General features: G+C 67.6%; 10 protein-coding genes. 2 read left to right on the top strand and 8 right to left on the bottom strand.

Annotated features, from left to right (window positions below):
• Positions 1-20: 20 nt before the first annotated feature.
• Entirely contained in the window at positions 21-488 is a 468-nt protein-coding gene (locus EXV95_RS17345; protein WP_176887822.1) for a GNAT family N-acetyltransferase, read from the bottom strand.
• Positions 482-943, bottom strand: a complete 462-nt coding sequence (locus tag EXV95_RS17340) for a rhodanese-like domain-containing protein (RefSeq protein WP_176887821.1) — start codon at positions 941-943, stop codon at positions 482-484. Before EXV95_RS17340 ends, EXV95_RS17345 begins: the two co-directional genes overlap by 7 nt.
• Before the next feature lie 108 nt (positions 944-1,051).
• Here EXV95_RS17340 and EXV95_RS17335 point away from each other — a divergent pair, with 108 nt between their 5' ends.
• Together EXV95_RS17335 and recQ are read left to right on the top strand one after the other, a co-directional pair.
• Positions 1,052-2,482, top strand: a complete 1,431-nt coding sequence (locus tag EXV95_RS17335) for a PLP-dependent aminotransferase family protein (protein WP_176887820.1) — start codon at positions 1,052-1,054, stop codon at positions 2,480-2,482.
• Positions 2,483-2,655: 173 nt separating this feature from the next.
• Positions 2,656-4,527, top strand: a complete 1,872-nt coding sequence (gene recQ, locus EXV95_RS17330; protein ID WP_176889088.1) for a DNA helicase RecQ — start codon at positions 2,656-2,658, stop codon at positions 4,525-4,527.
• A 73-nt stretch (positions 4,528-4,600) separates the two neighbouring features.
• Here the strand turns inward: recQ and ipdC are convergent, their stop codons facing one another.
• The 6 genes from ipdC to EXV95_RS17300 all read right to left on the bottom strand — a co-directional run bounded on the left by ipdC (position 4,601) and on the right by EXV95_RS17300 (position 12,442).
• Positions 4,601-6,247 carry an indolepyruvate/phenylpyruvate decarboxylase gene (gene ipdC, locus EXV95_RS17325; protein ID WP_176887819.1) on the bottom strand — a complete coding sequence of 549 codons (1,647 nt, stop codon included), beginning with the start codon at positions 6,245-6,247 and terminating at the stop codon, positions 4,601-4,603.
• 188 nt (positions 6,248-6,435) lie between these two features.
• Complete coding sequence (locus EXV95_RS17320; protein WP_176889087.1) at positions 6,436-7,083, bottom strand: anaerobic ribonucleoside-triphosphate reductase activating protein; 648 nt, start codon at positions 7,081-7,083, stop codon at positions 6,436-6,438.
• A gap of 37 nt (positions 7,084-7,120) precedes the next feature.
• Positions 7,121-7,324: an anaerobic ribonucleoside-triphosphate reductase gene (gene nrdD, locus EXV95_RS17315; RefSeq protein WP_055402467.1), complete on the bottom strand. Its 204-nt coding sequence runs from the start codon at positions 7,322-7,324 to the stop codon at positions 7,121-7,123.
• Positions 7,325-7,421: 97 nt separating this feature from the next.
• Positions 7,422-9,440: a ribonucleoside triphosphate reductase gene (locus EXV95_RS17310; RefSeq protein ID WP_176887818.1), complete on the bottom strand. Its 2,019-nt coding sequence runs from the start codon at positions 9,438-9,440 to the stop codon at positions 7,422-7,424.
• Between the two features lie 219 nt (positions 9,441-9,659).
• Positions 9,660-10,088: a hemerythrin domain-containing protein gene (locus EXV95_RS17305; protein ID WP_176887817.1), complete on the bottom strand. Its 429-nt coding sequence runs from the start codon at positions 10,086-10,088 to the stop codon at positions 9,660-9,662.
• Between the two features lie 71 nt (positions 10,089-10,159).
• On the bottom strand, positions 10,160-12,442 hold the full coding sequence (locus EXV95_RS17300) for a nitric-oxide reductase large subunit (RefSeq protein ID WP_176887816.1): 2,283 nt from the start codon (positions 12,440-12,442) through the stop codon (positions 10,160-10,162).
• Positions 12,443-12,656 lie beyond the last annotated feature (214 nt).

The raw sequence follows: 12,656 nt of genomic DNA, 5'->3' as shown, positions 1-12,656 counted from the left end.
ACGGAACCATCGCGTCTGGCTCACCACACGAGCGTGTAGCGTTGCTTGACAAGCCGCGTGGCGCCCAGGCGGTCATAGAAACGGATGGCGCCCTCGTTCCACACGGGCGTCTGCCACTGCATCGCCTCGCAACCCAGCATTTGGGCGCGGTGCTGCACAGCGGCCATCATCTCGGCGCCCCGGCCGCAGCCACGCGCTTCAGGCTCCAGGTACAGGCAGTCCAGATGCAGGTAAGAGCGCGCGGCGAGAGTCGAATAGTCCAGCGTGGCGCTGGCATATCCCACTGCCTGCTCACCCCAATAGCCCAGCCAGGCGAACAACCGCCCCGCCTCCAGCCCCTGGGCCAGCCGGTGGGCATGGCCGTCGGCGCTGTAGGGGATGCGCTCGTACGCCGCGTGGGCGGCGCACAGGTCGGCCAGCGCGGGCGCGTCAGCGGCGCCTGCGGCGCGCAGGGTCCAGCCGGTGCGGTGCGGCGAATGGCTCAGCATGCGCACTCGATGGCGGGGCGGGCGGACGGCATGGCGCCGCGCTCCGGGCCGGTGGCCACAGGCTGGCCGTCGCGGATCCAGAAGTCCAGCCCGCCCAGCATCTCCTTGACCGTGAAGCCCAGCCGCGCCAGCTTGTACGCGCCCCGGGTCGAGCCGTTGCAGCCGATGCCATCGCAGTACGTGACATAGACCTTGCTGCGGTCGAGGTGCGCCGTGCTTTGCTCGTCCATGGTGCGGTGGGGAAAACTGATGGCGCCCGGCACATGGCCCTGTTCGTAATGCGCCGTGGAGCGGGTGTCGACCACCACGATGGCGTCGATGCCGTTGCGCAGGTCTTCGGCCATGTCCCAGGCATCGGCGTGGTAGCTGAGCTTGGCGGCCATGAAGTCCCGCGATTGCTCGGGGCTGGGCGCGGGGAACGCCAGGACGGCGGAGGCGGGGGCTGCGTGGGTCATGGAAAAGTCCTCTCGTGTGGCTGTGTGGTGTTGCGATGGGAGGAAGTTTCCGACGATTTGGCCTGATTGATAATGCCAATCCTTCGTCACAAATAAGACCAATTACCGATGAAACCACGGCTGTTGCTCACGCTGCTGGAGGACGCCCACGGAGGCGGCCGCCGGGAGCGCCTGTGCTCGGCGCTGCGCGAGGCCGTGCGCACCGGCCAGGCCGTGCTGGGCGAACGCCTGCCCTCCACCCGCGATCTGGCGCGCGACCTGGGTCTTTCACGGGTCACGGTGGAGGCGGCCTACGCCCAGCTGGAAACCGAGGGCTACCTGCACCGGCATGTCGGCCAGGGCAGCTTCGTGGCCATCGACATGCAGCGTGCCGGGGCGGCGCTGTCCCGGGCGGGCCGGATGGCCCCGGCGGCGGCACTGCCCGCGCTGTCGCGGCGCGGGCAGCGCATGGTCGATACCGGCGGTTGCGCCGAGCCCGACCGCGCCCGCGCGTTCCTGGCGGGCAGCCCGGACCTGGGGGCCTTCCCGGTCGATCTGTGGCGCCAGCTGATGCAGCGCCGCCTGCGCCAAGACGCCGGGCCTCTGCTGTTCTACGGTGACCCCCAAGGCCTGCCCGCACTGCGCGAGGCCATCGCGCGCTACCTCTCGCAGTCGCGCGGCGTGCGTTGCCATGCGGGCCAGGTGCTGGTGCTGACCAGCTCGCAACAGGCCCTGCAGCTGCTGGCCGCGACGCTGCTGGACGAAGGCGATACCGTCTGGATGGAGGACCCGGGCTACGCAGGCGCGCGCACCGCGTTCCACGCCAGCGGGGCCCAGGTGGTGGACATGCCGCTGGACGGCGAAGGCGCCCAGCTGGTGCCCACCCAGACGCCGCCACGCCTGATCTACCTCACGCCATCGCACCAGTTCCCCACCGGGCGCGCCATGTCCCTGCAGCGCCGCCTGGCCTTCATCGACCACGCACAGGCCACGGGGGCCTGGCTGATCGAGGACGACTACGACAGCGAATTCCTCTACGACCACCAGCCCACGCCCGCCTTGCAGGGCCTCGACGCGCACGGTCGCGTGCTCTACATCGGCACGTTCTCGAAGTCCTTGTTTCCTTCGGTGCGGCTGGCCTACATGGTGCTGCCCGAACCGCTGGTAAAGCCTCTGGTGACCGCCCGCACCATCTACGACGGCCACCCTTCGCAGCCCATGCAGGCGGTGGCGGCCGACTTCATGGACCAGGGCCACTTTGCGGCCCACCTGCGGCTGATGCGCCAGCTCTACCGCAGCCGGCGCGACGCCCTGCTGCAGGCGCTGCACACCCACCTGCCGTGGGCCGAGCCGCTGGACAGCCGGGGCGGGCTGCAGATGGCCGTGCGGCTGACCGAGGGCAGCGAGCAGCAGCAAACGCGCCGCGCGCTGGCGCGCGGCATTGCAACCCCCAGCCTCAGCGAGCTCTACCATGCAGCGCCTCCCATCGCGGGATGGCGGCTGGGCTTTGCCGCCATCCCGCCTGAGGTGATCGAAAGCGCTGTCCGCGCGCTGCGCTGACCCCCAACCAGCGGCGCAGGCCCGCAGCGCACAATACGGGCCTTGCATCGCACGGTTCGTAGCACGGGCCCGCACACAAATTTTTGGCTTTATTGGCGTCCAGCGCAGGTGGGTCCAGCGTGGGGCGCTCTCATTTTCAGAGTATTCGCTTGGTGTCTCGCCCGTCTTCCGTGTTGTCCCCTGCCCAGTCTGTCTTGCAGGATGTCTTCGGCTACGAACAGTTCCGCGGCCCGCAGCAAGCGATCGTCGAGCATGTGATTGGCGGCGGCGACGCGCTGGTGCTGATGCCCACGGGCGGAGGCAAGTCGCTGTGCTACCAGGTGCCGGCCATCGTGCGCCAGCAGCAGGGGCGCGGGGTGACCATCGTGATTTCGCCGCTGATCGCGCTGATGCACGACCAGGTGGGCGCGCTGCACGAGGCGGGGGTGGATGCGGCGTTCCTGAACTCGACGCTGAGCTACGACGAGACCCAGGACGTGGAGCTGCGCCTGCAGACCGGCGACCTCACGCTGCTGTATGCCGCGCCCGAGCGGCTGAACACGCCGCGTTTCCTGGGCCTGCTCGACAGCCTGTACAGCGGCGGCCACCTGAGCCTGTTCGCCATCGACGAAGCGCACTGCGTCAGCCAGTGGGGCCACGATTTCCGCCCCGAATACCGCGCGCTCACGCTGCTGCACGAGCGTTACCCGCAAGTACCGCGCATTGCGCTCACCGCCACGGCCGATGCGCTCACGCGCGAGGACATCGTCGAGCGGCTGCAGCTGCAGGATGCACGGCTGTTCATCAGCAGCTTTGACCGGCCCAACATCCGCTACCGCATTGAGGAAAAGAAGGACGTCACCACGCAGCTGCTGCGCTTCATCGAGCGCGAACATGCGGGCGAGGCGGGCGTGGTGTATTGCCAGTCGCGCAAGCGCGTGGAAGAGCTGGCCACCACGCTGAGCGACGCGGGCATCACGGCCCTGCCCTACCACGCGGGTCTGGACACGAAAGTGCGTCAGAAGAACCAGGATCGCTTCCTGCGCGAGGAAGGCATCGTGATGGTGGCCACCATCGCGTTCGGCATGGGCATCGACAAGCCGGATGTGCGTTTTGTGGCCCATGTGGACATGCCCAAGAACATCGAGGGCTACTACCAGGAAACGGGCCGCGCGGGCCGCGACGGGCTGAACGCCGATGCCTGGATGGCCTACGGCCTGAATGACGTGGTCAACCAGCGCCGCATGATCGACGAAAGCCCGGCGGGCGAGGAGTTCAAGCAGGCGCTGCGCGGCAAGCTGGATGCGCTGCTGGCGCTGGCCGAGGCCACCGACTGCCGCCGCGTGCGGCTGCTGGCCTACTTCGGCGAGCAGTCCACGCCCTGCGGCAACTGCGACAACTGCCTGACACCGCCCGCGATCTGGGACGCGACCGACGCGGCGCGCAAGCTGCTGTCCACCATCTACCGCGTGAACCAGGCCAGCGGCATCAGCTTTGGCACGGGGCACATCATGGACATCCTGCGCGGCAAGAAGACCGAGAAGGTCGCGCAGTTCGGGCACGAAAAAATCTCCACCTTCGGCATCGGCGCGGACCTGACCGAGCCCCAGCTGCGCGGCGTGCTGCGCCAGCTGATCGCCACCGGCGCGTTAGGCCTGCAGAAGGTGATGCTGGACAGCGGCCACAGCTTTGACACGCTGTGCCTCACCGAGGGCTCGCGCGCGGTGCTCAAGGGCGAGGTGCCGGTGCAGCTGCGCGAGTCGGTGTCGTCCGCACCGGCCAAACGCACGCGCACCCGCAAGGGCACGGGCAGCGCCCCACCTGCCGCGGCCGCCAACCTGGGGCCCGATGCGCAGGTGCGTTTCATCAACCTCAAGGCCTGGCGCGCCGAGGTGGCAAAGGAGCACAACCTGCCTGCGTATGTGATCTTTCACGATGCCACGCTGGCCGCGATTGCCGAGCGCAACCCCGGCACGCTCGACGACCTGCAGGGCATCAGCGGGATGGGGGCGAAAAAGCTGGAGGCGTACGGGGCGGACGTCCTGCGCGTGGTACGCGCGGGGTAGCCCCGCTGCCGCGCTTTGCTGCCCCGCGATGCGATGCGATGCGTGCGGGCCTGCGTGAACAGATCCTTCGCGCTCAGGCGGCCGACGCCGCCCGCGCCCGCAGCGCCCGGATGCCTTCCGAAAACCGCCGCAGCGTGGGCGTGCTGTCGCCCGGTGGCACCATCAGCTCGATGAGCTGAAAGCGACCGCGCTCGGCAAACGCGGCATCGAGTGCCGCCTTGAACTGCGCCCGCGTGTGCACCCGGTGGCCGCGCCCGCCCAGCGCATCGGCGGCCTGGGCCAGGTGCCAGTCGCCCAGGGCGGCGCAGCGCGATTCGGTCTGGAAGGCGCGGATCATTTCCCAGGTCTGGTTGTTGAGCACGATGGCGATGGGGTCCAGCCCCAGGCGCGGGCAGTTGCCCAGCTCCCAGCCCGTCATTTGAAAGGCGCCATCGCCCACCAGGATCAGGCTGCGCTGGCCCGTGGCCACCTGGGCGCCGATGCCGGCCGGCACCCCGAACCCCATGGACGCGTAGTAACCCGGCGCCACCAGCGGCGTGGGCAGCAGCTCCATCGCAGCAAACAGGCAGTCGCCAATGTCCGCGACGATGTTCATGGGGCCGTGCGCGCGGATGCGGTCGTTGAGCGCGCGGGAGAGGTCGGCCGCACACACGGGCGCATCGTCGGCCACAAGGCCTTCGGGGCAAGTGGGCGGGGGCGGCAGGGCGCGCGGCGGCTTGGCGCCTGCGGCCGGCGCGCGGGCCAGCAGCGCCTCCACCAGCGCGGCCAGCGGGATGTTCGGGTACAGGTGATGGCCCACGCGCACCTCGCGGTGCGCGGCGATGAGCGCGCGGCGGAAGTCCATGCGCTGGGCGCTCACACCGAAATTGCTGTCCGACAGGATGGCGCCCAGCATCACGGGCAGGTCGGAATCGTCGAGCAGCGCACTGGTCTCGGGCGCGCCCGCCACGCCCAGGTAGGTGCCGTGGAAGGGCACGCCCTCCTCGGCCAGCAGGCCCCGCCCCATGAAGGTAGTGAGCACCGGCAGCTGCAGGCGCCGCGCCAGCTCGGCCACGCGGGCCTCCAGGCCAAAGCGGCGCACCTCCACGTCCACCACCAGCACGGGGCGCTGGGCAGCGTCAATGCGGGCCATCCATTCGTCGGCGCACTCGGCCACGGCGGCTTCATTGAAGGGGCTGGGCGGCAGCAGGGGCACCTCGGCCATGGGGTGCAGCGTCATGTCGCGTGGCACCTCGATGAGCACGGGCTGCGAGTATTCGCGGCAGCTGCGCAGCACGCGGGCCAGTTCGGCGGGCGCGGTGGCGGGGTCGGACAGGCGCACCTGGTCGCAGGTGATCTCGCGGAAGATGCGCCATTGCGAATCGACGTGGCGCACCTGGTGGTGCAGCACCAGGCCCGAGTGCGCCTCGACCTCGCCGGGGCAGCCGGCCAGCACCACCAGCGGCGAGCGCTCGGCATACGCCCCCGCCACCGCGTTGACCACGTTGAGCGCGCCCGCGCCGTAGGTGACAGCCACCACGCCCAGGCCGCAGTGCATGCGCGCGGCGGCATCGGCGGCAAAGCCCAGCGAGGGCTCGTGGCTGAGCGTGACCAGGGGCAGGATGCCGCTCTCCTCGATCTGCTTGAACAGGGGGAGGATGAAGTCACCGGGGATGCCGAAGATTTCGCGCGCGCCGTGGTGCTTGAGCGCGTGCAGTAGTTGAAGGCCGAGGGGGGTCATGGACGTGTTCCTTGCAGGTGGTGCCGTTGTGCGGCGGTGGCGGATGATCCACGCGGCGTGTGCAAGGCGGCTCTGATGCGCATCAAACCCAGCGACTCCTAGCGCGAGTTCGCAGATTCGTTCTGTTTTCGACCTAGAAGCGCAACAAATCTGCGCGAAGCATTGGACAAACCCGGAGCCCCGCCCGCTCAGGCCCGGCGCAGCGTGAAGGAGGGGAACCACGCGGCCAGTTGCTGCTGGTGCGCCGTGGTCAGCGCCCAGGCCGGTGCGCCAGGTGCGCGGCATTCCTGCAGCGCCCAGCGGCGCACGCCGCGCGCGGCCAGGGCCTGGGCCAGGTCCAGCAATTCATCCACACCAAACAGGCCCGCGTGCCAGGTGGTGCGGCATTCGTGGTCGGTGCCTTGCGCCAGGAGCACATCCAGCCCGGCCCAGGCGCGCGCGCCGCTGCCGGGTGTGGCGGTGATGGCGTTGTAGCGCTGCGGCAGGGCCTTGATGTCCAGACCCACCCAGTCCAGCTGCGGCAGCAGTGCCGCGAGCCGCTCGGGGTACATGCCGCCGGTGTGCAGCGCGCGCTGCAGGCCCAGGCTGCGCACTGCGGTCAATGCCTCGCCCAGGCCCGCCTGCAGCGTGGGCTCGCCGCCCGAGAAAACCACGCCGTCCAGCAGGCCGCGCCGGCTTTCCAGAAACGCCAGCGCCTGCGCCCACGGCAGCGAGGGCGGTTGGGTGGCATCGAGCAGTTCGGGGTTGTGGCAATAGCCGCAACGCCAGGGGCAACCCTGGCAATACAAAACGGCCGCGAGGCGGCCGGGGAAGTCGATGGTGGTGAGCGGTGTCATGCCGCCCAGCCGCAGCGCGGACGCGGGTGCCCGTGCCTCAGCAGGCGTTGCTGCTGCAGCCACGGCCCTGCTCGGCGAAGAAGCGGCGCTCGGCATGTTCGCCCTGCTTGCCGGTATTGAAGCTGGCCACAGGGCGGTGATAGCCCATCACGCGGGTCCAGACCTCGCAGGGCTGGCGCTCGTCGTCGGTGAGTTGCACGGCGGCCAGAGCGGCCTGTTCGGGGGTAGAAAAATGGCTCACGAAAACTCCTTCAGGGTTGAGAAATTTGCTACTGTTTAAATAGCATCATGCGCTTTATGGACAAGCGATTGATACCAATCAAGGTTGATATTCGGCGTCAGGCGACCAGACGCCGCCGCTTGGCGTCCAGCCGCTCTTCGTCGCAGCGCGGGCAGAACGGGTGTTCGCCCGCCAGGTAGCCGTGCGTGGGGCAGATGGAGAACGTGGGCGTGACGGTGATGTAGGGCAGGCGGAAGTTCGTCAGCGCGCGCCGCACCAGCTCGCGGCAGGCCGCGCCGCTGGAAACGCGCTCGCCCATGTACAGGTGCAGCACGGTACCGCCGGTGTATTTGCCCTGCAGTGCCTCCTGCCGCATCAGCGCCTCGAACGGGTCGTCGGTGAAGCCCACGGGCAGTTGCGACGAGTTGGTGTAATAAGGCTGCTCGGCCGTGCCCGCCTGCAGGATGGCGGGCCAGCGCTTCTTGTCTTCCTTAGCGAAGCGGTAGGTGGTGCCCTCGGCGGGTGTGGCCTCCAGGTTGTAGAGGTGGCCGGTTTCTTCCTGAAACTGCGCCATGCGCTCGCGCACGTGGTCGAGCAGGCGCACGGCAAGCGCGTGGCCCCAGTCGCTGGTGATGTCGTGCTGGTCCGCCGTGAAGTTGCGCACCATCTCATTGATGCCGTTCACGCCCAGCGTGGAAAAGTGGTTGCGCAAAGTGCCCAGGTAGCGCTTGGTGTAGGGGAACAAGCCCTGGTCCATGAGGCGCTGGATGAGCTTGCGTTTGGTCTCCAGGCTTTGCTTGCCCAGCTCCATCAGGTGGTCGAGCGCGGCGAGCAGGCCTGCTTCATCACCCGCATGCAGGTAGCCCAGCCGCGCGCAGTTGATGGTCACCACGCCCAGGCTGCCCGTCTGCTCGGCGCTGCCGAACAGGCCGTTGCCACGCTTGAGCAATTCACGCAAATCCAGCTGCAGGCGGCAGCACATGGAGCGCACCATGTTGGGCTCCAGCTCGGAGTTGATGAAGTTCTGGAAGTACGGCAGGCCGTACTTGGCCGTCATGTCGAACAGCCGCTCTGCGTTCTCGCTCTCCCACGGAAAATCTTTGGTGATGTTGTACGTGGGGATGGGAAAGGTGAACACCCGGCCTTTGGCATCGCCCGTGGTCATCACGTCGATGTAGGCGCGGTTGATGAGGTCCATCTCGGCCTGCAGGTCGCCGTACGCAAAGGGCATCTCCTGCCCGGCGATCACGGGCACCTGCTCGCGCAGGTCCTCGGGACAGGTCCAGTCGAAGGTGAGGTTGGTGAACGGTGTTTGCGTGCCCCAGCGCGAGGGAACGTTGAGGTTGTAGACCAGCTCCTGGATGCACTGGCGCACGGCGGCGTAGTCCATGGCATCGATGCGCACGAAGGGTGCCATGTAGGTGTCGAACGACGAGAACGCCTGCGCGCCCGCCCACTCGTTCTGCAGCGTGCCCAGGAAGTTCACGATCTGCCCCACGGCGGAACTCATGTGCTTGGGCGGCCCCGCCTCCACCTTGCCCGGCACGCCGTTGAGCCCCTCGTGCAGCAGCGTGCGCAGCGACCAGCCCGCGCAGTAGCCGCTGAGCATGTCGAGGTCGTGGATGTGGAGGTCGCCGCTTCTGTGCGCCTCGCCGATCTCGGGCGTGTACACGTGCGACAACCAGTAGTTGGCCGTGACCTTGCCCGCCACGTTCAGGATCAGCCCGCCCAGCGAGTAGCCCTGGTTGGCGTTGGCGTTCACGCGCCAGTCGGCGCGCGTGAGGTATTCGTTGATGGAGCTTTCCACATCGACCAGCGTCTGCCTGTCGGCGCGTAGCGTGGCGTGCTGCTCGCGGTAGACGATGTAGGCGCGCGCGGTGGCCAGATGGTTGGCGGCGATCAGCGTCTGCTCGGCCACGTCCTGGATCTGCTCGATGGTGGGTGCCTCGCCATGGAAGCGGTGGATGAGCACCTTGGTGACCTGGGCGGTGAGCAACGCCGCTTCGTCGGCGCCGTATTCACCCGAGGCCTGCCCCGCGCTGGCCAGCGCAGCGCGGATGCGTTCGGCATCAAACGGAACGCGCTGGCCGCTGCGCAAAACGACTTCGCGGGGCAAGGTGGCAAGGGTGGACGCCATGGGTTCGACCAATCTGTGGAACGGGTTAAAAACACTACCTATGGTGTCTACGATACCCATCAAACACTATAGGTAGTTTGACCCAACACAATCGGGGCGGTAAGCAGGGGTAAAAAAAATGCCGGCACAGGGGCCGGCAAAAAGGAAGGTGCCGTCAGGCCCTACCGATGGATCAGAGGTGCATGCGCAGGCATGCAGTGGGATGCAGGAAGGTGCGGCTCAATGGCAGGTGGTGGCTTCTTCCTCCTCGATGCGCGGATAGAAGTCATGGTCCTCGCGCTGCATGCGCTCGAACACACGGCGCAGCACCACGTTGGCCTCGTTGCGAAAGCCCTGGGCATCGCGGCGCACGCCCTCGGCGGTGTTCCAGCGGCGTGCAAACGCGTCGTAGGCGCTGGCGATCGATGCCATCTCGCTTTGGTACTGGCGGCCCAGGCGCGCCAGTTCGGCGTTGCCGCCGCGCTGCAGTGCGGGGTACAGCACCTGGTCTTCCACGGCCAGGTGCAGCTTGATGGTGCCGCTCATGGCCACGATGCCCTGCGCGATGGCGCTGGCATTGGCCTCTACGCCCGCCTGGGCCAGGGCGCGCAAGGTGGCGATGCTGCGCAGAATGTCAGTGTGCTGGTGTTTGAATTTGTCGAGGTTCATGGTCAGTCCTTGTGGGCAAACGGTGTGTGAGCGCGGTGGCCGCTTGTGGCAGCCGCCGCGCACAGTGCATTTCAGCGACGGGCCTGTGCCAGGTAGGGGCCCGCTTGCGCCGGGGCGCGCGAGCCGAACAGCCCGCTCACCACCTGCCAGGCCATGGCCAGCGCGCCGACAATGAAGACCACGTCGCCAAAGGTGCGCACCCAGCGCAGGGTCTGCATGAAGGGCTGCTGCATGAAGGCTTCGCCCCGGGCGTACCACAGGCCTTCGCTCACGCTGGCGTGGAACTGGAACAGTCCGATGGGCAGCAGGCTGGTGGCAATCATCAGCACCAGGCCTGCGTTGAGCCACCAGAAGCCCGTCTTCATGAGCCGCTCGCTGAACACCAATTGCGGGCGGATGTAGCGCAGCACCAGCAGCGTGAAACCCAGCGCCAGGAAGCCATACACACCGAACAGCGCAGCGTGGGCATGCACCGGCGTGGTGTTGAGGCCCTGCAGGTAATACAGCGCAATTGGCGGGTTGATCATGAAGCCGAAGACGCCCGCGCCCAGCATGTTCCAGAAGGCCACGGCCACGAAGCACATGAGGGGCCACTTGAGGTTGTCCATCCACTTCGCGCGGTGCTGCAGGCGCCAGTGTTCCCAGGCCTCATGGCCCAGCACCACCAGGGGCACCACTTCCAGCGCGCTGAACGATGCGCCCACGGCCATCACCGGCGTGGTGGTGCCGCTGAAGTACAGGTGGTGGAAGGTGCCGGGTACGCCGCCCAGCATGAAGAGCGAGGCCGAGGCCAGGCTGGCGGCCGTGGCCATGCGTGGCGACACGAGGCCGAGCGTCGAGAAGATGAAGGCCAGCGCCGTGGTGGCGAACACTTCAAAGAAGCCCTCGACCCACAGGTGCACCACCCACCAGCGCCAGTACTCCATCACCGACAGGTGGGTACGCTCGCCGTAGAAGAAGCCCGCGCCGTAGAACAGGCCGATGGCCACCACCGACGCCGTCAGCAGCGCCAGCAGGTTCTTGTCGCCGCCGGGGGTGCGCAGCGCCGGCACGATGCCGCGCAGCATGAGCACCAGCCAGAAGGCGATGCCGGTGAACTTGCCGATCTGCCACAGGCGGCCCAGGTCCACGTATTCATAGCCTTGGTGGCCCAGCCAGAAGTTCCACTCGGGCGGCATGATCTGCGCGATGGCCAGGTAGTTGCCGACGAACGAGCCCACCACCACCACGACCAGCGCCCAGAACAGGATGTCCACACCGAGCTTCTGGTAGGCCGGGTCCTTGCCACCGTTGATCAGCGGCGCGAGGAACAGGCCGGCAGCCAGGAAGCCCGTGGCGATCCAGAACAGCGCGCTCTGGATGTGCCAGGTGCGCACCAGCGAATACGGGAACCACTGCGACACGTTGATGCCGTAGAACTGCTGGCCTTCCACCGTGTAATGCGCGGTGAAGCCGCCCAGCAGCACCTGGAAGCTGAACAGCGCAACGATGAGGAACAGGTATTTGCCCAGCCCGCGCTGGGAGGGCGTGAGCGGCACGCGCGAGAGCGGGTCGTGCTGGGGTGGCGTGGGTTCCACCTCGTCGTGTTTGCGCAGGAAGGCCCAGCCCCACACGAGGAAGCCCACGCCCGCCATCATCACGACCACGCTCATCACCGACCAGACCATGTTCTCGGCCGTGGGCTTGTTGCCGATCAACGGCTCGTGGGGCCAGTTGTTGGTGTACGTCGCCGTGGTGCCGGGGCGCTCGGTGGCGGCGGCCCAGGCCGTCCAGAAGAAGAAACCCGTCATCTGCGCGCGCCGCTCGGCGCTGGGCAGGGTGTTCTCCTTCATGGCGAAGTGCTCGCGGGTCTTGTGCAGCGCGGGCACGTCGCTGAAGAGCTGGTCGTAGTACAGCGCGGTCATCGCGATCGCGTCGGCCCGCACCGAGGACACCGTGGCCACGCCCGTCTCGGGGTTGTAGGTGTTGGTGCGGTACTCGGTCTTCAGGCGGTCGCGCAGCACGGCCTGGGCGGCGGCGTCGATGTCCGCAAAAGGCTTGCCGTGCGCGCGCTCAGCGGCCACTTCAAGCCAGTTGAGCAGCTCGCGGTGCAGCCAGTCGGCCGTCCAGTCAGGTGCCTGGTAGGCGCCGTGGCCCCAGATGGAACCCAGCTGCATGCCCCCCACCGACTGCCACGCGGTCTGGCCGTCGAGGATGCTGTCGTGGGTGTAGAGAACTTCGCCTCCGGCCGTGGCGATCTTCGCGGGGATGGGGGGCGCGGTGCGGTAGACCTCGGCGCCGTAGTAGCCCAGCAGGCTGAAAGTGACGATGAGCACGCCGATCAGCGTGAACCAGAGCTTGCGGTAGTTACCCATGGCGGGCCTCCTGCTTCAACAGAACAACAATGAAGGGGCGGCGCCAGCGTGCGCTGGCGGCGTGGGGTCGGGGTCTTGTGGTCATGGCTTTTCGGAACGAGTGAATCGGTGTCACTGTCCACATCGCAAGCGCCGGGCCAGGGCTGCAGGCCCATCAAATCAACTACTTACGCCGTTCATGGTCTTTTTGACCGCCTTCAGATAGGGTTTAATT

The organism is Acidovorax sp. JMULE5 (assembly GCF_013376875.1).
Lineage (GTDB): Bacteria > Pseudomonadota > Gammaproteobacteria > Burkholderiales > Burkholderiaceae_C > Acidovorax > Acidovorax facilis.
Note: the sequence above shows the minus strand (reverse complement) of the source record. Positions and strands in the feature narration are given on the sequence as shown.